Below are 23,066 nucleotides of genomic sequence, written 5' to 3' on the forward strand. Positions count from 1 at the left end.
AGCAAACCGGAACCGCACGCAGCGTGAAGTTGGGCGTCAGCGCACGCTCTGAGCCGGTGCCGGGCGCGCGGGCGGGGTAAAGAAAACATCCCCCAACAACGCGCTGGACAGCTTGCGCACCCCCAGTCCGACCAGCGTGCAGGTCAGCAGGCTGACAAACGGATAGACCAGGATCAGCGTCAGCTCGGCCCACACCGGCCAGCGACCCGCGTTCAGTTCGCCGATCAGCACCAGGCTGGCCCCTTCAATCAGAATGCGGTGAGTGGTGTAAATCGCAATGGTATTCGAGCCCACCACGTTCAGCAGATTGTCAGGCCGCACGGCGTAACGCTGCTCAAAACGGTAAAACAGGGTCATGATCAGCAGAATCGACAGCAGCGACAGCGGCAGGGGAACGTTCGTGAACCACAGCGCAACAGCAACCAGTGCGAAGGCGGCGACCGCCAGCCCGTCGCGGCGCCAGACGCGGGTTTGCATCCACGTCATCAGCTGCACACCATACCAGGCACCGAGGCTGTAATAGACCATGTTACGCACCACGCTGTTCATTCCCCACCACGGCAGCGGCAGGAAGTTAATCGCGATGCTGACCAGTGCCAGCAGGCCGATCAGCGGCAGCTTCCAGCGGTGCAGCAGTTTACACAGCGTAAAATAGACCACCAGCGCGTACAGATACCACAGGCTGGTGCTGGCGGTGAGCATCCCGGTGATAAAGCCCACCAGCGAGTCGGCGTAGGCGGCGTTTGACGCGGTGCTAAGATCGCGCTCCGGTGCCAGCCAGGCATTGAGATGGGTCAGCGCCTGCCACTGCAGAGCGCCCCATAGCGCCAGCACCCAGATAATGCTCCACAGGCGTTTATTCACGCAGGTTTTCCAGTCGACGCCGTCAATGTAGCGGCGGATCAGATACCCGGAGATAAAGAAGAACACCGGCATACGAAACGGTGCCAGATACAGATTAAAGTAGACCCAGCATTTGGCGAGCAGCGTCGACAGCGGGGATTGCAGCCCATCCAGATGCGGATAAAAGGTGATCACCGAGTGATAGATCACCACCAGGCAGATGCAGAGCCCTTTGATCTGATTAATCCATAATGCTTTTTGTTTTGTCACTGACCGAATCCTGTTTTGCCATAAAGTAACCGGTCATGTTGTGGGTTCGGGGGCAGGCTGTAACCGGTAAGAGTCTGTATCCGGACGATTTTCAGAAAAGGCGCAGGGTGTACGGCGAGGCAGTGCTGGTTGAATCACTGTCTACGCTGCTGATTTAACGTGTTTTTTCGGAGTAATGATTATCAAAGCACCGGGTTTCAGTCATTTACCCCTGGCGGATTCGCTTATATACTCTCGGGTCTGCTCTCAGCAAACAGACGGATTTCATGTACCAACCTGTCGCACTTTTCATAGGCCTGCGTTATATGCGTGGGCGCGCCGCGGACCGATTCGGTCGCTTTGTCTCCTGGCTTTCTACCATTGGCATTACGCTTGGCGTGATGGCGCTGGTGACGGTTCTCTCCGTCATGAATGGCTTTGAGCGCGAGCTGCAAAACAACATTCTGGGGCTGATGCCGCAGGCCATCCTCTCGTCATCAACCGGCTCGGTTAACCCGCAGCAACTGCCTGAAAGCGCCGTCAAACTGCAGGGCGTCAGCCGTGTGGCACCGATCACCTCCGGTGATGTGGTGCTGCAAAGCGCGCGCAGCGTGGCGGTCGGGGTGATGCTCGGCATCGATCCGGCGCAAAAAGATCCCCTGACGCCGTATCTGGTCAACGTCAAGCAGAGCGATCTGGCCCCCGGTCAGTACAACGTTATTCTGGGCGAACAGCTGGCCGGTCAACTGGGCGTCAATCGTGGCGATCAGCTGCGGGTGATGGTGCCCTCTGCCAGCCAGTTCACCCCGATGGGGCGTCTGCCGAGCCAGCGTCTGTTTAACGTGATTGGCACCTTTGCCGCCAGCAGTGAAGTGGACGGCTACCAGATGCTGGTCAACATTCAGGACGCCTCGCGTCTGATGCGTTACCCGCTCGGCAATATTACTGGCTGGCGTCTGTGGCTGAACGAGCCGCTGAAAGTGGACGTCTTAAGCCAGCAAAAACTGCCGGAAGGCACCAAATGGCAGGACTGGCGCGAGCGTAAAGGCGAGTTGTTCCAGGCCGTGCGAATGGAAAAAAACATGATGGGCCTGCTGCTGAGCCTGATCGTCGCCGTGGCCGCGTTTAACATCATTACCTCGCTGGGCCTGATGGTGATGGAAAAGCAGGGCGAAGTGGCGATTTTGCAAACTCAAGGGCTGACACCGCGACAGATCATGGCGGTGTTTATGGTCCAGGGGGCCAGCGCCGGTATCGTCGGGGCCTTGCTCGGGGCGTTGCTGGGCACCTTGCTGGCCAGCCAGCTGAATAATCTGATGCCGATCATCGGCGCGCTGCTCGACGGCGCAGCCCTGCCGGTGGCCATTGAGCCGCTGCAGGTGGTGGGCATTGCGCTGGTCGCGATGGCCGTTGCGTTACTGTCCACGCTTTATCCTTCCTGGCGCGCTGCCGCCACCCAACCCGCTGAGGCTTTACGCTATGAATAAGATCCTGTTGCAATGCGACAACCTGTGCAAACGCTATCAGGAAGGCACGGTGCAGACAGATGTTCTGCACAATGTCAGCTTCAACGTTGGCGTTGGGGAGATGATGGCGATTGTCGGTACCTCCGGTTCGGGTAAAAGTACTTTGCTGCACCTGCTGGGCGGGCTCGATACCCCAACCTCCGGCGACGTGGTGTTCTCCGGCACGCCGCTGAGTTCGATGTCCTCGAGCGCCAAGGCCGATCTGCGTAACCGCGAGCTGGGTTTTATCTATCAGTTCCACCACCTGCTGCCCGATTTTACCGCGCTGGAAAACGTGGCCATGCCGCTGCTGATTGGCAAAAAGAAACCGGCTGAAATCAACGCCCGCGCCAGCGATATGCTGAAGGCGGTCGGTCTCGGTCATCGCGGCAATCACCGTCCTTCGGAGCTTTCTGGCGGCGAGCGCCAGCGCGTGGCAATTGCCCGTGCGCTGGTCAACAACCCGCGGCTGGTGCTGGCGGATGAACCCACCGGTAACCTCGATGCCCGCAACGCTGACAGTATTTTTAAACTGATCGGTGAGCTGAACGCCTCGCAGGGCACCGCCTTCCTGGTGGTGACGCACGATTTACAGCTGGCAAAACGCATGTCCCGCCAGCTCGAAATGCGTGACGGTCACCTGAATACCGATCTGACCCTGATGGGGGCAGATTGATGGCTTCACCGTTATCGTTACTTATCGGCCTGCGTTTTAGCCGGGGTCGCCGTCGCGGCGGCATGGTATCGCTCATTTCCGTTATCTCGACCATTGGTATCGCGCTGGGCGTGGCGGTACTGATCGTCGGCCTGAGCGCGATGAACGGTTTCGAGCGTGAGCTGAATAACCGCATTCTGGCGGTGGTGCCACACGGTGAAATCGAGCCGGTCAAACAGCCGTGGACCAACTGGAACGAGGCCCTGAACAAAGTCGAAAAAGTGCCCGGCATTGCCGCCGCCGCACCGTATATCAACTTTACCGGGCTGATGGAGAGCGGGGCTAACCTGCGCGCCATCCAGGTGAAAGGGGTCAACCCACGTCAGGAAGAGAAGCTCAGTGCACTGCCGCAGTTTATTAAAGACGGCGCATGGGCCAACTTTAAGGCTGGCGAGCAGCAGATCATTATTGGTAAGGGCGTGGCCGACGCGCTGAAAGTGAAGCAGGGCGACTGGGTGTCAATCATGATCCCTAACGCCAGTGCCGACCACAAGCTGCAGCAGCCAAAGCGTGTGCGCCTGCATGTCGCCGGTATTCTGCAGCTGAGCGGCCAGCTCGATCACAGCTTTGCGATGGTGCCGATCGAAGATGCGCGTCAGTATCTGGATATGGGCAGCAGCGTGACCGGCATTGCCATCAAGGTCAACGACGTCTTTAACGCCAACAAGCTGGTGCGCGATGCCGGGGAAGTGACCAACAGCTACGTCTACATCAAGAGCTGGATTGGCACCTACGGCTATATGTACCGCGACATCCAGATGATTCGCGCGATCATGTATCTGGCGATGGTGCTGGTGATCGGCGTGGCCTGCTTTAACATCGTCTCCACGCTGGTGATGGCGGTAAAAGACAAGAGCGGCGACATTGCGGTGCTGCGCACCCTCGGCGCGAAGGACGGTCTTATTCGCGCCATCTTCGTCTGGTACGGTCTGCTGGCGGGCCTGCTGGGCAGCCTGTGCGGCGTGGTGATTGGGGTAGTGGTTTCCCTGCAGTTAACACCGATTATTAATGGAATTGAGGCGCTTATCGGCCATCAGTTCCTGTCTGGCGATATCTATTTTATTGACTTCCTGCCGTCAGAATTACACTGGCTGGACGTCGTTTATGTACTGGTCACGGCGCTGTTGTTGAGTCTGTTGGCGAGCTGGTATCCGGCGCGTCGCGCAAGCAAGATTGACCCGGCGAGGGTGCTCAGTGGCCAGTAATTACGTCATGGTTTAGCGGTTTTCGGGCCGTCAAATCAACAGAGGATTGCGTTATGTATTACGGATTTGATATTGGCGGCACCAAAATCGCGCTGGGCGTGTTTGATAGCAACCTGACGCTGCAGTGGGAAACCCGGGTTCCCACCCCGCGCGAAAGCTACGATGAATTCTTAACCGCCATTGTCGCGCTGGTGGCGCAGGCCGATGCCCGTTTTGGCGTAAAAGGTAGCGTCGGGATTGGTATTCCGGGGATGCCGGAAACCGACGACGGTACGCTGTACGCTGCCAACGTCCCGGCGGCCAGCGGTCAGACGCTGCGCGCTGATTTAACGACGCTGCTGGAGCGCGACGTGCGCCTCGACAACGACGCCAACTGTTTCGCCCTCTCCGAAGCCTGGGATGACGAGTTCCAGCAATATCCGTTAGTGATGGGTCTGATCCTCGGCACCGGCGTCGGCGGCGGAATTGTCGTCGACGGCAAAGCGATTACCGGGCGCAGCTACATTACCGGCGAATTTGGCCATATCCGCCTGCCGGTAGATGCGCTGGAGGTGGTGGGTCGTGATTTCCCGCTGATCCGCTGCGGCTGTGGACAGCACGGCTGCATCGAAAATTACCTCTCAGGCCATGGATTTGCATGGCTTTATGAACACTTCTATCATCAAAAACGACAGGCGCCAGAAATTATCACGCTGTGGGAGCAGGGTGATGAACAGGCTCTCGAGCACGTTGAACGTTACCTCGATCTGCTGGCCGTGTGCCTTGGTAATATCCTGACCATCGTCGATCCCGACTTGCTGGTGATTGGCGGGGGATTATCGAATTTTACGGCGATCGCCGAACGGCTGTCAGGACGTTTGCCGCGTCATCTGCTGCCGGTTGCCCGCGTGCCGCGCATTGAGCGCGCGCGACATGGCGATGCCGGGGGAATGCGCGGTGCCGCATTCCTTCATCTTACCCGCTAGCTATACGAGGTTTTTATGCTGTCGCGTCGCTCACATCGACTCAGCCGTTTTCGCAAAAACAAACGTCGCTTACGTGAACGCTTACGCCAGCGGATCTTCTTCCAGGATGCCGCGTTGCCAGAATTGATGGAAAAACCCCGAGTCGTGGTGTTGACCGGGGCGGGGATCTCCGCCGAGTCAGGCATTCGCACCTTCCGCGCGGCCGACGGATTGTGGGAAGAGCACCGGGTGGAAGATGTTGCCACCCCGGAAGGCTTTGCCCGCAATCCGCAACTGGTGCAGGAATTCTACAACGCCCGCCGCCGTCAGCTGCAGTCGCCGGAGGTGGCACCTAACGCCGCACATCTGGCGCTGGCGGCGCTGGAAGAGGCGCTGGGGGATCGTTTTCTGCTGGTGACGCAGAACATCGATAACCTGCATGAACGCGCGGGCAATAAGAATGTGATCCACATGCACGGTGAACTGCTGAAGGTGCGCTGTGCCAGCAGCGGCCAGGTGGTGAACTGGACCGGCGATGTCACTCTCGATGACAAATGCCACTGTTGTCAGTTCCCCGCGCCGCTGCGCCCGCACGTGGTCTGGTTTGGCGAAATGCCGCTGGGGATGGACGACATCTACAGCGCGCTGGCCATGGCCGATGTGTTTATCGCGATCGGTACTTCCGGGCACGTCTATCCGGCCGCCGGGTTTGTCCACGAAGCGAAGCTGCAGGGGGCGCACACGGTGGAGCTGAATCTGGAGCCGAGCCAGGTGGGGAGCGAGTTCGAAGAGAAAGCCTACGGGCTGGCAAGCGAGGTGGTACCGGCGTTTGTGGATAAATTATTGAAAGGGTTGTGATGTTGTCATTATTGTAGGCCGGGCAAACGCAGTGCCGCCCGGCGTTTTTGCCCGGTGGCGCTGCGCTTACCGGGCCTACGTTCGTGCCCGGCGTGAAATTAACGACCCGCCTTTAACTTCTGATAATACTCTTCGTACAGGCGGCTGGCGTCGCCGACATCATTCTGCCACTCGCCCTTACTGATGGTTTGTGCATCCGGATACAGCGATTTATCGTTCGCCACTTCCGGGCTCAGCAGCTTGCGCGCTGCCAGGTTGGGTGTCGGGTAGCCGATGGTTTCTGCCACCTGTTTAGCCACATCCGGGCGCAGCAGGAAGTTAATCAACTGAAGTGCACCCTCAACGTTTTTGGCATTTGCCGGAATAGCGAGGCTGTCCATCCAGAAAATCCCACCCTCTTCAGGCCACACTATCTCCAGCGGCGTACCGGCCTGACGCGCCACATAGGCGGAGCCGTTCCACACCATGCCCAGATTCACTTCCCCTTCCATGAACGGGTTGGCCGGGTTATCCGAGTTAAACGCCGCGACGTTTGGCATCAGCTTTTTCAGCTCGTTATATGCCGCTTCAATCTCTTTCGGATCGGTGGTATTGCCGGAGTAGCCCAGTTTACGCAGCGCAACCTGGAACACTTCGCGCGCGTCGTCGGTCAACACTAACCCGCCTTTATATTCCGGTTTCCACAGGTCAGCCCAGCGGGAGACGCTCTTTGGATCCAATTCGTCACGGTTGATCCCAATCGCCGTGGCACCCCAGATATACGGAATGGAGTAGTCATTGCCGGGGTCGAACGGCTTGTTAAGCATCTCAGGATCGAGGTTGTTAAAATGGGTGAGCCTGGTTTTGTCGATCTTCTGGATCATGCCCTCTTTGCGCATCTTGTCGACGAAATAGGTGGAGGGCACCACCAGATCATACGCCCCGTCTTTGTAGGTTTTGAGCTTGGCGTACATGGTTTCATTCGATTCGTAGGTCGAATAAATCACCTTGATGCCGGTCTCTTTGGTGAACTGCTCCAGCAGGCCTGGCGGCACATACTCGGTCCAGTTGTAGAAGTAGAGCGTTTTACTGTCGTCCGCGTGCGCCGCGCTCATGCCGATTGCCAGAGCGCCTGCCGCGAGCAGGTGGCGTGACCATTTCTTCATCATCTATGACGTCCCCTGAGATTTTGTTTTATCACGAGCAATAAGCTGGCTAGTCATCACCAGAACCAGCGATAACACCAACAGAATGGTCGCCAGCGCGTTCACCTCTGGTGACACGCCGACTTTCACCATCGAATAGATTTTCAACGGTAGAATTTCATAGCTCGGCCCGGTGACGAACGACGACACCACCACGTCGTCCATCGACAGGGTAAAGCTTAGTAGCCAACCGGCCGCGACCGCAGGCATCGCCAGCGGCAGAATAATTTTGCGCAGGATGGTGATTTCACTGGCCCCCAGATCTTTGGCCGCCTCCAGCATCCGCACGTCAAAGCCTTTCAGACGCGAGTAGACCGTCACCACCACAAACGGCAGGCAGAAGGTGATGTGCGAGAACAGCAGCGACCAGAAGCCCAGCTGCACACCCAGCAGCATAAACAGCACCAGCAGCGAAATGGCCATCACGATATCCGGCGACATCATCACCACAAACAGCATCCCGCTGACGAAGGGTTTGCCGCGAAAGCGATACCGGTACAGCGCCACGGCGGTGAGCGAACCAATCAGCGTGGCAAACGTCGCCGACAAAATCGCCATCGTCAGCGAGTGCTGCGCCGCCTGCAGCAGGCTGTCGTTATTCATCAGCAGGCGATACCAGTCGGTGGTGAACCCCTGCCAGTTGATGCCAAAGCGCGAGCTGTTAAACGAGTTAACGATCAGGATGATGATCGGGATAAACAGAAAGGCATAAATGGCGGCCATAAAACCGCCGCGCAGCAGTCGACCGATCATTCGAGCTCCACCTTTTTGTTCAGCAGGCGCGAGGCACGCCAGTAGACCAGTAGCATCAGGCCCATCACCAGCGTCAGGGTGATGCTGGTGGCCGCGCCAAACGGCCAGTCGCGAATATTCAGGAACTGACTTTTGATCACATTACCGATCAGCAGGTTTTTCGCGCCGCCCATCAGGTCAGAGACAAAGAACAGCCCCATCGCCGGGAGCATCACCAACAGGCAACCGGCAATAATCCCCGGCATGGTCAGCGGCACAATGATGCGAATAAACGTCTGCAGTTTACTGGCGCCCAGATCCTTTGCTGCCTCAAGCAGGGGTTTATCCAGCTTCTCGATGCTGGCGTACAGCGGCATCACCATAAACGGCAGCAAAATGTAGACCAGCCCGATGATCACTGCGCTGGGGGTAAACATGATGCGGATCGGCGTATCAATCACACCCAGCCACAGCAGAAACGCGTTCAGGTAGCCTTTGGTGCTGAGGAAGATTTTCAGGCCATAGATGCGGATCAGCGAGTTGGTCCAGAAGGGGACGATCAGCAGAAACAGCAGCAGCGGGCGCACTCTGGGCGGCAGCGTCGCCAGAAACCAGGCAAACGGATAACCCAGCGCCAGGCAGGCGAGGGTGGCAATCAGCGCCATATTGAGCGAGTGCAGCAGCACCTGGAAATAGAGCGGGTCGAGCAGGCGCGTGTAGTTATCCAGCGTAAAGACCAGTTTGACGAAATTGGCCTCGTCGCGGGTCAAAAAGCTGGTCGCAATGATCATCAGGTTGGGTAAAAAGACAAACAGCACAAGCCAACCGACGATAGTGGCAATCACCACATTCTGGAACTTACTTGTGTTGTTCATCAGCCAGTACAACCTCCCAGCTTTCAACCCAGTTGATGATCATTTTTTGATTCAGTGAGTGGTCAAAATCCGGATCGTCTTCGTTGAAGAATTCGCTGACGATCACCAACTTGCCGTTTTCCAGCTCGACCACTGACTCCAGGGTCATCCCCTTGTAGTTGCGCTCGCGGATAAAACCGATAAGACCTTCCGCTTCGCTTTCGTCGTGAACCTCGTCGACGCGCAAATCTTCCGGACGCAGCAGCACGTTTAACGGTTGGCCCGGCTCGACGGCAAACTTTACCGAAATATTGCACTCGCGGCCTTCGACGCTGGCGCGCACACGCTCGTCATCCAGGCGCTCGATTACCGTGGCGTTGAAGATATTGATTTCGCCAATAAAGCTGGCGACAAACAGGTTTTTGGGCTCTTCGTAAATCTCGCGCGGCGTGCCGTCCTGCTCGATTTTGCCGTCGCGCATCACCACGATGCGATCGGACATGGTCAGGGCCTCTTCCTGATCGTGGGTGACAAAGACAAACGTAATGCCGAGCTTGCGTTGGAGGGCTTTTAATTCGTTTTGCATCTGCTTGCGCAGTTTGTAATCCAGCGCGGACAAGGATTCATCCAACAGCAGCAGGCGCGGTTTATTGACCACCGCCCGGGCGATGGCGACGCGCTGCTGCTGACCGCCGGAAAGCTGGTGTGGCTTTCGCTGGGCGAAGTCTTCGAGTTGTACCATGCGCAGGGCATCGGTGACGCGCGGGGTGATTTCACTGGCCGGGGTTTTCTGCATCCGCAGGCCAAAGGCAACGTTTTCGAATACCGTCATGTGCGGGAAAAGGGCGTAGCTTTGAAAGACGGTATTAACGTGGCGGTGTTCGGCAGGGACGTGGGTAATGTCCTGGTTTTCGAGATGAATATGACCGTGGTCGACGGTATCAAGCCCGGCGATGAGGCGAAGCACTGTCGTTTTGCCGCAGCCGGAGGGGCCAAGCAGCGTCAGAAACTCGCCGTTATTGATGGTCAGATCGAGGTCGGAAATGACAGTTTTACCATCAAAACTTTTACCAATGCCGGCCAGTTGCACCAACGGTGACAGTGAAGCGGGTTGTGTATTCAATTTTTGATTCGGTCCCATATCGATGCCGTGAATGACTTATCGCAGCAGGGTTTGTGGGTTATCACCTTGATGGCGCTTAATGAGGGCGGCCATTCTACGGTAAACCGTTGAAATCGCCAATCCTTGTTGACTATTGATAAGCTACATTTATTGACGGGCAATCAGTTAAAGGGAAATATTCTCGTTTACGGGATAAAAGTGACCTGACGCAATATTTGGGTTTTGATGCTTACTGATAATGTTGTCACGAAAAGTGAGGGTGACTGCATGGATAAATTACTTGAGCGTTTTTTACAGTACGTATCGCTGGATACCCAATCTAAACCGGGTGTCCGTCAGGTGCCGAGCACCGAAGGCCAATGGAAACTGTTACAGCTGTTAAAGACCCAGCTGGACGAACTAGGCCTGGTCAACGTCACACTCAGTGAAAAAGGGACGGTGATGGGAACGCTACCGGCCAATGTCGACGGTGATATTCCGGCCATTGGTTTTATCTCCCACGTCGATACCTCACCGGATTTTAGCGGTAAAAATGTCAACCCGCAGATAGTTGAGAATTATCGCGGCGGGGATATTGCCTTGGGGATCGGTGATGAAGTCCTGTCGCCGGTGATGTTCCCGGTGCTGCACCAGCTACTTGGCCAGACGCTGATCACCACCGACGGCAAAACGCTGCTCGGCGCAGATGATAAAGCGGGCGTGGCGGAGATCATGACCGCTCTGGCCGTGCTGAAGGCCAGCAACGTTCCTCACGGTGACATCCGCGTGGCGTTTACCCCGGATGAAGAGGTGGGGAAAGGGGCGAAGCATTTTGACGTCGAGGCGTTCAACGCCCGCTGGGCCTACACCGTGGACGGCGGCGGCGTGGGTGAGCTGGAATTTGAAAACTTTAACGCCGCATCGGTCAACATTCGTATCGTTGGCAACAACGTGCATCCGGGTACGGCGAAAGGGGTGATGGTCAATGCCCTTTCGCTGGCGGCCCGTATTCATGCCGAGGTTCCGGCGGACGAAAGCCCGGAGCAGACCGCAGGTTACGAAGGGTTCTACCATCTCACCAGTATCAAGGGGACGGTGGATCGTGCGGATATGCACTACATCATTCGTGATTTTGACCGCGAAGGTTTCGAAGCGCGGAAACGCAGGATCATGGATATCGCCAAAAAGGTCGGTAAAGGGCTGCACCCGGATTGCTACATTGAGCTGATCATTGAAGACAGCTATTACAATATGCATGAAAAGGTCGTCGCGCATCCGTACATCCTCGACATCGCCCAGCAGGCGATGCGCGATTGCGATATCGAACCGCAGCTGAAGCCGATTCGTGGCGGCACCGACGGCGCGCAGCTCTCGTTTATGGGACTGCCGTGCCCAAACCTGTTTACCGGCGGCTACAACTACCACGGCAAGCATGAGTTTGTGACATTGGAAGGGATGGAAAAAGCGGTGCGGGTGATTGTGCGTATCGCCGAGTTAACCGCGAAGCAAGGGTAGATAAACGCCCGGTGGCGCTGCGCTTACCGGGCCTACGAGCTACACGTAGGCCGGGCAAACGCAGTGCCGCCCGGCGTTCTCACAAACAGACTCAGTCCTCGAAGAACCAGTACCCGCTGTTCACCAGCGCTGCCAGCATCGCGAGGAACGACGGATCTTCCAGCGCATCGCCAAAGTGCTCGGCAGACAACTGCGTATGGCTGGCCAGCGCTTCCAGCGCAGGACGGTGCGGGGAATCCAGCTGTTCGCCGTTAACGAAAACATCTTCGCCAATGCGTAACACGCGCAATCCACCAAGACGCACCAGCTTGTCGCCTTGCTGCAGCGCATCGTAAATCTCATCCGGCTGATACGGCGGCTCCGGCGGGGAGACATCCAGTTCGTGACGGGACTGGCTGACAAACTCGCCAAACCACTGGTTGAAATGGGCTGGTTGGTTGATGAGGTCCAGCATCATGCCGCGCAGTTTCTCCAGCTCTTCCGGCAGAATATCGGCCGGATGTTCACGGGCCGGCACATCCGGGTCGCTAAAGCGATGGCTACCCAGCTCGCGTTGCAGCACGTAATCGGCAAAGCCGCTGATCATCTCGCGACCGCTTGGCGCACGGAATCCCACCGAATAGTTCATCGAGTTTTCAAGGGAATAGCCCTCGTGCGGGAAGCCCGGCGGGATATACAGAATATCGCCCGGCTCCAGTTCTTCGTCGATGATCCCGGCAAACGGATCGACCTGCAGCAGGTCCGGGTGCGGACAATGCTGTTTCATCGGTACTTTCTCACCCACGCGCCAGCGGCGGCGGCCGGTACCCTGAATAATGAACACGTCGTACTGATCCAGATGCGGACCCACGCCGCCGCCCGGGACGGAGAAGGAGATCATCAGATCGTCCATCCGCCAGTCGGGCAGCGCGCGGAACGGTGCCATCAGCGCTGCGGCAGGCTGATGCCAGTGGTTAACCGCCTGCACCAGTAATGACCAGTTGGTCTCGCCCAGGTGATCGTAGCTTTCGAACGGACCGTGGCTGACCTGCCATTTTCCGTCCTGATGGCTAACGAGACGGCTGTCGACTTCGCTTTCCATCGCCAGACCGGCCAGCTCATCCGGGGAGATCGGATCGATGAAATTGGCGAATCCGCGTTTCAGAACGACCGGGCGTTTCTGCCAGTAACGTTCAATAAAATCGGGCCAGTTAAGTGTTAATTGATAATCCATATTTATATTCCGCAGGCTCTTACTGAGTCGGATTATAACGGAAGCTCAGCAGCCTGGGTGCGAGTTTCACGCATTTTCTCACTCACGCGGCTAACTATTGTCAGCGGTGGGATGTTGACGGGCAAAAACCGCTTCCATGCGTGCGCCGCCCAGCAGACTCTCTCCGGCATCGATCCTGCCGTTGTACTGCTCGACGATGTCGCGGGCCACCGACAGACCAACGCCCTGGCCGGGACGCAGCGTGTCGACGCGTTGGCCGCGATCGAACACCTGATCGCGTTTCCCCCGGGGGATCCCTGGGCCATCATCCTCAACAATAATATGCAGATAGTCATCACTCACACGTGCCGACACTTCCACAAACTCCAGGCAGTATTTACAGGCGTTATCGAGCAGATTGCCCATCACTTCCATAAAGTCGTTCTTTTCGCCGACAAAGCTGATTTCCGGTGAAATATCGAGGGAGATATTGACCCCTTTGCGTTGATAAACTTTGTTCAGGGCGGAGGTGAGGCTATCCAGCAGAGGGGCTACAGGGTGCAGTTCCCGGCTCAGCAAGGCGCTGCCTGAGTGCATGCTGGCGCGGTGCAGATAATAGCCAATTTGCTGTGAGATGCGGCTGATTTGCTCCAGCATCACCGGCTCGGCATCATTGACGCTCAGTTTAGTGCTGCGCAGCGATCGCAAGGTGCTTTGCAGCACCGCCAGCGGGGTTTTCAGGCTGTGCGCAAGGTCAGTCAGGGTTGTGCGGTATTTGTCGTAGCGATCGCGCTCGCTTTTCAGCAGGCGATTCAGGTTGCTCACCAGACTGGTCAGCTCCCGGGTGGTGTTCGGGTTCAGCTTCTCGCGGTGATGCTCTTCCAGCTCGCGCACCTCTTTCGCCAGCGACTCGATGGGGCGCAGGCTCCACCAGGCGGCCAGCCACAGCAGGGGGATCACCAGCAGCAGGTTGGCGGCCAGCACGTACACGAACCAGCTCCACACCATATAAGAGCGTTTTAGCTCAATCGGCACAGTGTCGATCACCACAATCGTCAGCTGCGGCATTGCCGAGGTGACAGGGTAGAGGTTTATCGCCACCGAGTGGGTCAGCTCGCTGTCGTTATCGTCCTCGCGGATCTCCGCCAGCTCTTGCTGCATGGAGTGGTTATTGCCGACCAGGGTGCTGGTGGCGTCCACATCCGCTTCGATCTCATGAAAGCCGTTGGTCTTGAGCCACTCCGGACGAATGCTGTTGATAAGCCAGGGAACGTCGCGCTGGGCCCACAGCAGCTGACCTTTATTATCGTAAATCAGTGCCATGGTTGGACTCTGTTTGTCCAGTTGCGCAGGCATATCAAGGCTGATCTTGCCGTCTTGCCATTTGGCGAGGGTATAGAAGAGGTTACTTTCACCGCGTAGCAGGCGGAAGGTGGTTTTATCAAAACTGACGCTGTAACCTACCAGCGCCACCATGCCGTAGGCCAGCGACAGCACCAGCACGACTGCCGCAGTCGCCAGCAGGAAACGAAACCGCAGCGACAGGGGCAGAACGTGACGAAAGAGTTTTTTCATTTAGCGTAATTCGAAAAGATAGCCCTGACCGCGCACGGTAGTGATCACATCGTCCGGATACTGGGTCTGTATTTTTTTGCGCAGACGCCCCATCAGTACATCAATGGTATGGCTTTCGCGCAACTCGGCGTCGGGATAGAGCTGGAGCATCAGGGAATCTTTGCTCACCACTTTACCGCTGTTGCGGATCAGCGTTTCCATAATGGTGTATTCAAATGCCGTCAGCTTGATTATCTCGTCATGAATGGCGAGTTCGCGGCGGGAGAGATCCACCTGAAACGGAGGAATTGAGATCACCTGTGAGGCCAGACCGCTGTTGCGGCGCATCAGGGCCTGCATGCGGGCGGCAACCTCTTCGATATGGAAGGGTTTGGTCACATAGTCATCCGCACCCGCACTGAGCACTTCGACCTTATCCTGCCAGCCTTCACGGGCGGTTAGCACCAGCACCGGCAACGAGACGTCATGGCTGCGCCAGCGGCGGATCAGTGACAGGCCATCTTCATCCGGCAGTCCCAAATCAACGATGGCGATATCGGGCAGATGTTCATTGAGATAATAGTCCGCTTCCTTTGCGTCTTCGGCGTCATCAACCTGATGCCCCATTTCCTGAAGCTGTACCTTCAGGTGATGACGTAGTAATGCATTATCCTCAACAACCAGTACGCGCATCATCGCGTCTCCCTATTATTAATAGTCTGAATAGTTTAACGCTGATTATGTTGCGGCGGGGATAAACATTTCGTCAACCGGAGGGGAGGGAACCCTCTTTCCAGGCGGAAAGAGGGTGAAAAGCGTTACTTCAGTTCGTCAACCATGGTGGTCGCACGGCCAATATAGTTGGCCGGGGTCATCGCTTTCAGACGGGTTTTTTCGTCTTCTGGCAGTGCCAGGCTGTCGATAAACTGCTTCATGCCTTCGGCGTCAACGCGTTTGCCGCGGGTCAGCTCTTTCAGTTTTTCGTACGGCTTTTCGATGCCGTAGCGGCGCATCACCGTCTGGATAGGCTCTGCCAACACTTCCCAGTTGTGATCCAGTTCGTCCAGCAGGCGGTCGCGGTTCACTTCCAGCTTGCTCACACCTTTCAGGGTCGACTGATAAGCGATCAGCGCATAGCCAATACCCACGCCGAGGTTACGCAGCACGGTAGAGTCGGTGAGGTCACGCTGCCAGCGTGAAACCGGCAATTTGCTGGCCATATGCTGCAGCAGGGCGTTGGCCAGACCCAGGTTGCCTTCGGAGTTTTCGAAGTCAATCGGGTTCACTTTGTGCGGCATGGTGGATGAACCGATTTCACCGGCGATGGTCTTCTGCTTGAAGTGGTTCAGGGCAATGTAGCCCCAGACGTCGCGGTCGAAGTCGATCAGAATGGTGTTGAAACGCGCGATGCAGTCGAACAGCTCGGCGATGTAATCGTGCGGCTCGATCTGGGTGGTGTACGGGTTCCACTGAATGCCCAGCGAGGTCACGAACTCTTCGCTGAACTGGTGCCAGTCCACTTCCGGGTAGGCCACGATGTGGGCATTGTAGTTGCCGACTGCACCGTTGATTTTACCGAGGATCTCCACCTGCTCCAGCTGGCGATACTGACGTTCCATACGGTAGGCTACGTTGGCAAACTCTTTACCGATGGTGGATGGCGTAGCCGGTTGACCATGGGTACGGGAGAGCAGCGGAATATCGCGATATTCTACGGCCAGCGCTTTGACCGCATCGATGATTTTGCGCCAGTACGGCAGCACCACGTCCTGACGCGCGGTAGAGAGCATCAGCGCGTGGGAAAGGTTGTTGATATCTTCTGAGGTGCAGGCGAAGTGGATAAATTCAGACACCGCGTGCAGCGCCGGTACGCTGGCGACTTTCTCTTTCAGGAAATACTCAACTGCTTTGACATCATGGTTGGTGGTGCGCTCGATGGTCTTGATGCGCGCAGCGTCTTCTTCGCTGAATTGCGCGACGATTTGGTCGAGGTAATCGTTTGCCTGGCTGTCAAAAGCAGGAACTTCCTTGATTGCTGCCTGGGTGGCCAGCTTTTGCAGCCAGCGCACTTCAACTTGTACACGGAACTTCAGCAGACCATATTCGCTGAAGATCCCGCGCAGCGCGCTGACTTTATCGCCGTAGCGTCCATCGACAGGGGAAACGGCGGTCAGTGAGGATAATTCCATAATTCGCAACTCCGGGAGGTTAACAATGAGCAAGAATTTGTTTTGCCTGAGTGGTCAGGCGATTACGGTAAAACATTAATTGCAGGCGACCACCGCCGACCTGATGCCACAGCACGGCGGCACGAATGCCGGCCAGCAGCGAGGCGCGAACTTTGGCCTGCACCTGCGAGCTTTGCAGGATGGCCGGCGATCCGGTGACCTGGATACGCGGCCCCAGCGGGCTGATGACATCCACATAAATACCGGCCATCGCGCTGAGTAACGTTTCGGACTGCAGATCGAAATGGTCCAGCTGGCGCTGCAGGCCGGCAATGCGATCCCCGAGGGTGTCCATTGCGCCTTTGGCGGCGTTAAGCTTACGCTCCAGCACCATCATGCTAAGGGTATAACGCGTCAGCTCGGCGTTCAGCCCCTGACGGTTACTGGCGTTCAGTACACCCAGCAAGGTTTCCAGCCCGAGGCGAAGATTCGCTTCGCTACCACCGAACACGCCGAGAGTTGAACTGGGGTTCAAATCGACAACGCTGTTGAGCGAAACGTGCAGCGCGTCAGCATCGCAATGACCCTGATGCGCCAACTGTTGCACCACACGTGCAGACTGGCAAATTCCTGCCAGCGCCAGGGTGATGTCATAAAAATTCTTCGCCACACTTGCTCCTTTCTGTGTGTAATCGCATTAAACCGCGGTCAGCGGCAGGCGTTGTTCGATAATACCGCCGCCAAGGCAGATTTCACCGCTGTAGAAAACGGCGGACTGGCCTGGCGTCACGGCGGCCACCGGCTCGTCAAAACGCACCTCAATGCGTTCATCGTCCAGTGCGGTAACGGTGCAAGGGATATCGGTCTGACGATAGCGGGTTTTCACCGTGCAGCGCAGCGTGCCTTTCAACGGCTGGCGGTCGACCCAGTGCAGCTGTTGCGCGATCAGGCCGACCGACATCAGACGCGGATGGTCGTGACCCTGAGCCACGATCAGAATGTTGTTTTCAACATCTTTATCGACCACGTACCACGGATCTTCGCTGCCCTCTTTAATGCCACCAATGCCCAGGCCTTTACGCTGGCCGAGGGTGTGATACATCAGCCCCTGATGCTCGCCGATCGCGTCGCCGTCAACGGTGATGATTTTACCCGGCTGAGCAGGCAAGTAGCGGCCAAGGAACTCACGGAATTTGCGCTCACCGATGAAGCAAATGCCGGTGGAGTCTTTTTTCTTCGCGGTGATCAACCCTAAATCTTCGGCGATTTTACGCACTTCGGGTTTTTCCAGCTCGCCCACCGGGAACAGGCTTTGGGCAATCTGTTCGTGGCCGAGGGTATACAGGAAGTAGCTCTGATCTTTGTTGCCGTCGAGACCGCGCAGCAGCTGGCTTTTGCCGTCGGCATCCGCGCGGCGCACGTAGTGACCGGTAGCGATATAATCGGCACCCAGGTCTTCGGCGGCGAATTCGAGGAACGCTTTGAATTTAATTTCTTTGTTGCACAGAATATCCGGGTTAGGCGTACGGCCTGCTTTATATTCAGCAAGAAAATGCTCGAACACGTTGTCCCAGTACTCTGCGGCAAAATTGACGGTATGCAGTTCAATGCCCAGCTTGTCACACACGGCCTGCGCATCGGCAAGGTCCGCCGCAGCCGTGCAGTATTCCTCGCCATCGTCTTCTTCCCAGTTCTTCATGAACAGGCCTTCAACCTTATAGCCCTGTTGCAGCAATAGCCAGGCAGAGACGGAAGAATCGACGCCGCCGGACATGCCGACGATCACTTTTTTTTGGCTTTCAGACATTGGAATACTCACGACATTGAACTTCAAGGCGGCGTATTCTATCACGCGCCCCCGGCATTGACACCCTCTGTAAACGGCCAGTTAAATTCCCCGATCGTCTCCAGCGGCAGACGGCTGCCGGTAAGATAACTACGGATACTCTCTGCAACCAGCGGTGAACGCAGATGGGTGGCGCTAAGAATGGTGTCGGCATCGACCCACAGGCAGCGATCGATATCGCTGTCATGCGGTTCAGTGGCGCACGTATCGTTAAGTTCGATGACAAACAGGAAGCGCAAAAACGGCGTGTTGTCCGGAGCAATCCATTGATGTAAACGAATGAAATGCTGCGGCTGGGCATCGATTCCTGTCTCTTCCCATAACTCACGGCGCGCGGCCTGAACCAGCGTCTCATCGGCTTCAAGGTGGCCCGCAGGCTGATTCCATAAGACCTTGCCGTTGATGGTCTCTTCGACCACTAAAAATTTGCCCTGCGCGTGTACTACCGTAGCAACTGTGACGTGCGGCTTAAACATGATTTTCTCCTTGTTCAGTAACGTCCCGCCATTCACCGTTGGCGAGGTTCTCCAGCGTGTAATTGCCCATCGCATAGCGAATCAGCCGCAAGGTCGGATGCCCGACGTGAGCCGTCATGCGGCGAACCTGGCGGTTGCGGCCTTCATACAGGGTGATTTTAATCCAGGTAACGGGGATTGATTTGCGCTCGCGGATCGGCGGATTACGTGGCCATAGCCACTCGGGTTCGCTCACCACCTCAATGCCAGCGGGCAGGGTGGGGCCATCGTTCAGCTCAACGCCATTACGCAGCGCCAGCAGCGCCTCTTCACCCGGCTCCCCCTCAACCTGAACATAGTAGATTTTGCCGGTGCGTTTACCGGGCTGGGTCAGGCGGGCCTGCAGTTCACCGTCGTTGGTGAGTATCATCAGGCCTTCGCTGTCGCGATCAAGGCGACCCGCCGCATAAACGCCCTCAACGGGGATAAAATCTTTCAACGTGCTGCGTCCGGCTTCGTCGGTAAATTGCGGCAGCACATCGTAAGGTTTATTGAACAAAATCACCCTTGTGGGCTGGCGTTGCTTGCGCGGTCTGGACGCTTGTCGCGTGCTGAATCGTTCAACGTGGTGATTTCTAAAAGAAGTTTTCTGCATGGTGTTTTCAGAAGTGATCAATTGCCGCATTATAGCCTAATAACGAATGCCTTTCATGGTGCCAGACATTCAGGTACTATCGATGAGCTAATTACAATTTATTAACATAAGATCAGTAACAACCAGAAGCGCTCGAAGGAGAGGTTAATGGAAAGCAAAGTAGTTGTTCCGGCGGAAGGTAAAAAGATCACCCTGCAAGACGGTAAGCTGAACGTTCCACACAATCCGATTATCCCGTTCATCGAAGGTGACGGTATTGGTGTAGACGTGACCCCGGCAATGCTGAAAGTGGTGGATGCCGCTGTTGAGAAAGCCTATAAGGGCGAGCGTAAAATTTCCTGGATGGAAATTTACACCGGTGAAAAATCTACCCACGTTTACGGCCAGGACGTTTGGCTGCCAACTGAAACGCTTGACCTGATTCGTGATTACCGCGTTGCCATCAAAGGCCCGCTGACCACCCCGGTCGGTGGCGGTATTCGCTCCCTGAACGTTGCACTGCGTCAGGAACTCGACCTGTACGTGTGTCTGCGTCCGGTGCGTTACTATCAGGGCACCCCAAGCCCGGTTAAACAACCAGAACTGACCGACATGGTTATCTTCCGTGAGAACTCAGAAGATATCTATGCAGGCATCGAGTGGAAAGCAGACTCTGCTGAAGCCGAGAAAGTGATCAAGTTCCTGCGTGATGAGATGGGCGTGAAGAAAATTCGCTTCCCTGAACATTGCGGCATCGGTATCAAACCGTGCTCCGAAGACGGCACCAAGCGTCTGGTTCGTGCCGCGATTGAATACGCGATCACCAACGACCGTGACTCTGTGACCATCGTTCACAAAGGCAACATCATGAAGTTCACCGAAGGCGCGTTCAAAGACTGGGGTTACCAGTTGGCGGCGGAAGAATTCGGCGGTGAGCTGATCGACGGTGGCCCGTGGCAGAAGATCAAGAACCCGAACACCGGCAAAGAGATCATCATTAAAGATGTGATCGCCGATGCGTTCCTGCAGCAAATCCTGCTGCGTCCGGCTGAATACGACGTTATCGCCTGTATGAACCTGAACGGTGACTACATCTCTGACGCCCTGGCGGCGCAGGTTGGCGGTATCGGTATCGCACCAGGCGCGAACATCGGCGACGAATGCGCCCTGTTCGAAGCCACCCACGGCACCGCACCTAAGTACGCAGGCCAGGATAAAGTGAACCCAGGTTCCATCATCCTGTCCGCAGAAATGATGCTGCGTCACATGGAATGGTTCGAAGCCGCAGACCTGATCGTGAAAGGGATGGAAGGCGCGATTAACGCGAAAACCGTCACTTACGATTTCGAACGTCTGATGGAAGGCGCTAAGCTGCTGAAATGTTCAGAGTTTGGTGACGCAATCATCAAAAACATGTAATCCAGATTCTGGGTTGTATGCGAACGGGAGCCTGATGGTTCCCGTTTTTTATTATTAGCTTTCGAACGGTTATCAAAAGTTTATCAAAACTAGTTATCAAAACCCCACCCCGAAAATCCTATATCGCGATAGTGGTCCAATCCTTGCCGCGGTCATCATGATAGCCGTCGGTCTGCTGCTGTGACCTATGCCCCAGTAGTTCTTTCGTATTTACCCCCTGCGCTTTATATAATCTTTCAGCTAAGGATCTCTGTTCGTGAAAAGTAGAAGGTGTTTTACCTTCTTGTATCGGGATCTCTGCTTTGTCGCGTGCTTTGCTGAAATTCATCGTTATGGTATTCGATTTAACCTGGGCACCTCTCTCAGCTTGCGAGGTGGCTCTGAAAAAATGAACCAGATAGGGGCTGACGGCATAATCCCTGCAGCGTGAGATTATTTCCCGCAAGCTCCAGTTTATTGCGTTGAGACGAAGCGATAACGGAATAGCTATTTTGCTCCCTGTCTTTTCCTGAAGTACATGCAGGTGATCATCCCAGACATCGCTAAACTTCATATTCGAAATATCCCCGAGGCGCTGGCCTGTCACCAATGCAAGTAACATTGCGTTCCCCATATATTGATGGTTACCGTCGGCAATATCGAATATCCGCTGCCATTCCTCCAGGCTGAGGCGCTGGCGGGTAATCTTCCGCCGCGGCTTTTTGGTCGCTGATGCAGGATCGTAACCGGGAGGAACTTCACCCGCATGCTGCGCTTCTTTAAAAATGTCCACCAGGACTGTCCGAACTACCTGGGCCATACGTGGCTGGCCGGCTGTGACGTACTCGTCAAGCAACTGGGCAATATCTCGAACATCCACTGAAGGCAGTAGCTTCATTCCGACTCGTTCTCGCAACAACGAAACCGGCTTGTTCTTCTGTTTGAACGTGTTCAGCTTGATATCGCCCGTTGCCAGGCGTTCTTCCTGAATCTTCCAGTATCGGTCGAGCCATGTTGATACCGTGATTGCTTTGCCCTTGCTGGTGGCGATTCTGTCGCTGATCGCCATGATCTGGCGGGTTCTCTGTTCCGCCAGGCGCGCATTCGCCTCCGTAGCAATCGCAATAGCTTCCACCTCATCGGTACCCAGCGCGTGAAATTTGCCGGTGATCGGATGCTTATAGCGCCAGTAAACCTTATTCACCTTCCTGCTGTAGAGAGGGTAAAGATTCGGGACAGAAACATTGTTTTTACGTGGTCGTGCTGCCATCAGCAAGAATCCTCTGAAGTATTGGCGAGTCAGACTTTCGGATATTTGGCTTCGCCAATTCGCCTACAAGTTCTGCATCTTCCCTTACTCGCCACTTGCGACCCTGTTTCATGGCTGGTGGGGAAAATAGATTTTGCTTAGCGTATCGGCGCAGAGTATTCAAAGCTGGTGGACTGCTACGGAATTTCTCTGCTGCCCATTCCTCGAGCGTGAGCATTTGCTTCATGGCTTATTCTCCACTTAACCGGCTGCACCCGGTCATTCTTTAAACATACATGTTCCGCAACCATTACGGGCCCAGTCACAACAACTACCACAACGGTCTACTTTTTTATTTGCGAAACCTCCTGCTGCAGTGCTGGATATGCACTCCCTTCCTGCCCTGACTCGTTACTCCCACTACAAGCATTCCTGCAGTCATTCGCACGTGGGCAGCGCTTGTTTCCGCAGTCAGGGCATACAACGAATCGCATGGCAGCCATCGTCACTGGACGGCAGGTACGGCACCAACATACGGCAGACATTTTCGATGCTTTACCAGCCGTCAGTCCCGCCTGATAGCACTCGCGCTGAGTCATATCTACGCCTACGTAGTCAGGCATAATGCCGTTATAAGCCACCGGCCCCTGCTCCATGCTGGCAAGCAGCTGGCGGGCCATTGCCTTTCCCTCTCCGTGTTTCAGGAATCCATCTTCTACAATCTCTTGCAGGCGCTCTTTCGTTAATTCAGTCATGCTGCGCTCCCTTCATTAGTCACTAACAGCTTATTAGCTGTATTGGTCATAAACAGCTTTACGGTTGTATTTGCTGTTATGGTCTAGATTTTCCGGCAGTGCAGCACCT

23 protein-coding genes are annotated in these 23,066 nt (G+C 55.8%); 7 read left to right on the top strand and 16 right to left on the bottom strand.

Annotated elements, in window-relative coordinates:
- Positions 1–36: 36 nt before the first annotated feature.
- Positions 37–1,113 (bottom strand): acyltransferase family protein, encoded by a 1,077-nt coding sequence (locus M8013_RS20485; protein ID WP_271269608.1) that lies wholly within the window; start codon positions 1,111–1,113, stop codon positions 37–39.
- 266 nt (positions 1,114–1,379) lie between these two features.
- On the opposite strand from M8013_RS20485, the gene lolC reads away from it, so the two are divergent.
- From lolC to cobB, 5 genes are read left to right on the top strand one after another with little or no spacing between them, the layout of a single operon-like run.
- The gene (gene lolC, locus M8013_RS20490; RefSeq protein ID WP_271269609.1) at positions 1,380–2,579 is read left to right on the top strand and encodes a lipoprotein-releasing ABC transporter permease subunit LolC; all 1,200 of its coding nucleotides are present in this window, start codon (positions 1,380–1,382) and stop codon (positions 2,577–2,579) included.
- On the top strand, positions 2,572–3,273 hold the full coding sequence (gene lolD, locus M8013_RS20495; protein WP_271269610.1) for a lipoprotein-releasing ABC transporter ATP-binding protein LolD: 702 nt from the start codon (positions 2,572–2,574) through the stop codon (positions 3,271–3,273). The genes lolC and lolD overlap by 8 nt, the downstream gene beginning before the upstream one ends.
- Entirely contained in the window at positions 3,273–4,517 is a 1,245-nt protein-coding gene (gene lolE / locus M8013_RS20500) for a lipoprotein-releasing ABC transporter permease subunit LolE (protein WP_271269611.1), read from the top strand. Before lolD ends, lolE begins: the two co-directional genes overlap by 1 nt.
- A gap of 53 nt (positions 4,518–4,570) precedes the next feature.
- Positions 4,571–5,482 (top strand): N-acetylglucosamine kinase, encoded by a 912-nt coding sequence (gene nagK / locus M8013_RS20505; RefSeq protein WP_271269612.1) that lies wholly within the window; start codon positions 4,571–4,573, stop codon positions 5,480–5,482.
- Positions 5,483–5,497: 15 nt separating this feature from the next.
- On the top strand, positions 5,498–6,319 hold the full coding sequence (gene cobB, locus M8013_RS20510) for a Sir2 family NAD+-dependent deacetylase (RefSeq protein WP_271269613.1): 822 nt from the start codon (positions 5,498–5,500) through the stop codon (positions 6,317–6,319).
- Positions 6,320–6,417: 98 nt separating this feature from the next.
- Here the strand turns inward: cobB and potD are convergent, their stop codons facing one another.
- Genes potD through potA form a run of 4 tightly spaced genes read right to left on the bottom strand, consistent with a single transcriptional unit; the run spans position 6,418 to position 10,230 of the window.
- Complete coding sequence (potD, locus tag M8013_RS20515) at positions 6,418–7,464, bottom strand: spermidine/putrescine ABC transporter substrate-binding protein PotD (protein WP_271270169.1); 1,047 nt, start codon at positions 7,462–7,464, stop codon at positions 6,418–6,420.
- 3 nt (positions 7,465–7,467) lie between these two features.
- Positions 7,468–8,256 (bottom strand): spermidine/putrescine ABC transporter permease PotC, encoded by a 789-nt coding sequence (gene potC / locus M8013_RS20520; protein ID WP_271269614.1) that lies wholly within the window; start codon positions 8,254–8,256, stop codon positions 7,468–7,470.
- Entirely contained in the window at positions 8,253–9,110 is an 858-nt protein-coding gene (gene potB, locus M8013_RS20525; protein ID WP_271269615.1) for a spermidine/putrescine ABC transporter permease PotB, read from the bottom strand. The genes potC and potB overlap by 4 nt, the downstream gene beginning before the upstream one ends.
- Entirely contained in the window at positions 9,094–10,230 is a 1,137-nt protein-coding gene (gene potA, locus M8013_RS20530) for a spermidine/putrescine ABC transporter ATP-binding protein PotA (protein ID WP_271269616.1), read from the bottom strand. The genes potB and potA overlap by 17 nt, the downstream gene beginning before the upstream one ends.
- A 249-nt stretch (positions 10,231–10,479) precedes the next feature.
- On the opposite strand from potA, the gene pepT reads away from it, so the two are divergent.
- On the top strand, positions 10,480–11,706 hold the full coding sequence (gene pepT, locus M8013_RS20535) for a peptidase T (protein WP_271269617.1): 1,227 nt from the start codon (positions 10,480–10,482) through the stop codon (positions 11,704–11,706).
- Positions 11,707–11,797: 91 nt separating this feature from the next.
- Here the strand turns inward: pepT and M8013_RS20540 are convergent, their stop codons facing one another.
- The 8 genes from M8013_RS20540 to rluE form a co-directional block, all read right to left on the bottom strand.
- On the bottom strand, positions 11,798–12,919 hold the full coding sequence (locus M8013_RS20540) for a ribosomal protein uL16 3-hydroxylase (RefSeq protein WP_271269618.1): 1,122 nt from the start codon (positions 12,917–12,919) through the stop codon (positions 11,798–11,800).
- Positions 12,920–13,009: 90 nt separating this feature from the next.
- The gene (gene phoQ / locus M8013_RS20545; protein ID WP_271269619.1) at positions 13,010–14,473 is read right to left on the bottom strand and encodes a two-component system sensor histidine kinase PhoQ; all 1,464 of its coding nucleotides are present in this window, start codon (positions 14,471–14,473) and stop codon (positions 13,010–13,012) included.
- Positions 14,474–15,145: a two-component system response regulator PhoP gene (phoP, locus tag M8013_RS20550; protein ID WP_271270170.1), complete on the bottom strand. Its 672-nt coding sequence runs from the start codon at positions 15,143–15,145 to the stop codon at positions 14,474–14,476.
- A 125-nt stretch (positions 15,146–15,270) separates the two neighbouring features.
- On the bottom strand, positions 15,271–16,641 hold the full coding sequence (gene purB / locus M8013_RS20555) for an adenylosuccinate lyase (RefSeq protein WP_271269620.1): 1,371 nt from the start codon (positions 16,639–16,641) through the stop codon (positions 15,271–15,273).
- A gap of 19 nt (positions 16,642–16,660) precedes the next feature.
- Complete coding sequence (gene hflD, locus M8013_RS20560; RefSeq protein ID WP_271269621.1) at positions 16,661–17,290, bottom strand: high frequency lysogenization protein HflD; 630 nt, start codon at positions 17,288–17,290, stop codon at positions 16,661–16,663.
- A 27-nt stretch (positions 17,291–17,317) separates the two neighbouring features.
- Entirely contained in the window at positions 17,318–18,427 is a 1,110-nt protein-coding gene (gene mnmA, locus M8013_RS20565) for a tRNA 2-thiouridine(34) synthase MnmA (protein ID WP_271269622.1), read from the bottom strand.
- A 41-nt stretch (positions 18,428–18,468) separates the two neighbouring features.
- Positions 18,469–18,942 (bottom strand): NUDIX hydrolase, encoded by a 474-nt coding sequence (locus tag M8013_RS20570; protein WP_271269623.1) that lies wholly within the window; start codon positions 18,940–18,942, stop codon positions 18,469–18,471.
- Entirely contained in the window at positions 18,935–19,606 is a 672-nt protein-coding gene (gene rluE / locus M8013_RS20575; RefSeq protein WP_271269624.1) for a 23S rRNA pseudouridine(2457) synthase RluE, read from the bottom strand. The genes M8013_RS20570 and rluE overlap by 8 nt, the downstream gene beginning before the upstream one ends.
- A gap of 117 nt (positions 19,607–19,723) precedes the next feature.
- Here rluE and icd point away from each other — a divergent pair, with 117 nt between their 5' ends.
- The gene (gene icd, locus M8013_RS20580; protein ID WP_271269625.1) at positions 19,724–20,974 is read left to right on the top strand and encodes an NADP-dependent isocitrate dehydrogenase; all 1,251 of its coding nucleotides are present in this window, start codon (positions 19,724–19,726) and stop codon (positions 20,972–20,974) included.
- Positions 20,975–21,092: 118 nt separating this feature from the next.
- On the opposite strand, the gene M8013_RS20585 is transcribed toward icd, so the two are convergent.
- From M8013_RS20585 to M8013_RS20595, 3 genes are all read right to left on the bottom strand, one after another.
- Entirely contained in the window at positions 21,093–22,223 is a 1,131-nt protein-coding gene (locus tag M8013_RS20585; RefSeq protein ID WP_271269626.1) for a phage integrase Arm DNA-binding domain-containing protein, read from the bottom strand.
- The gene (locus M8013_RS20590; protein ID WP_271269627.1) at positions 22,204–22,449 is read right to left on the bottom strand and encodes an excisionase; all 246 of its coding nucleotides are present in this window, start codon (positions 22,447–22,449) and stop codon (positions 22,204–22,206) included. Before M8013_RS20590 ends, M8013_RS20585 begins: the two co-directional genes overlap by 20 nt.
- A gap of 97 nt (positions 22,450–22,546) precedes the next feature.
- Positions 22,547–22,957: a hypothetical protein gene (locus M8013_RS20595; RefSeq protein ID WP_271269628.1), complete on the bottom strand. Its 411-nt coding sequence runs from the start codon at positions 22,955–22,957 to the stop codon at positions 22,547–22,549.
- Between the last annotated feature and the right edge of the window lie 109 nt (positions 22,958–23,066).

This window comes from Silvania confinis (genome assembly GCF_025564085.1).
Classification (GTDB): domain Bacteria; phylum Pseudomonadota; class Gammaproteobacteria; order Enterobacterales; family Enterobacteriaceae; genus Enterobacter; species Enterobacter confinis.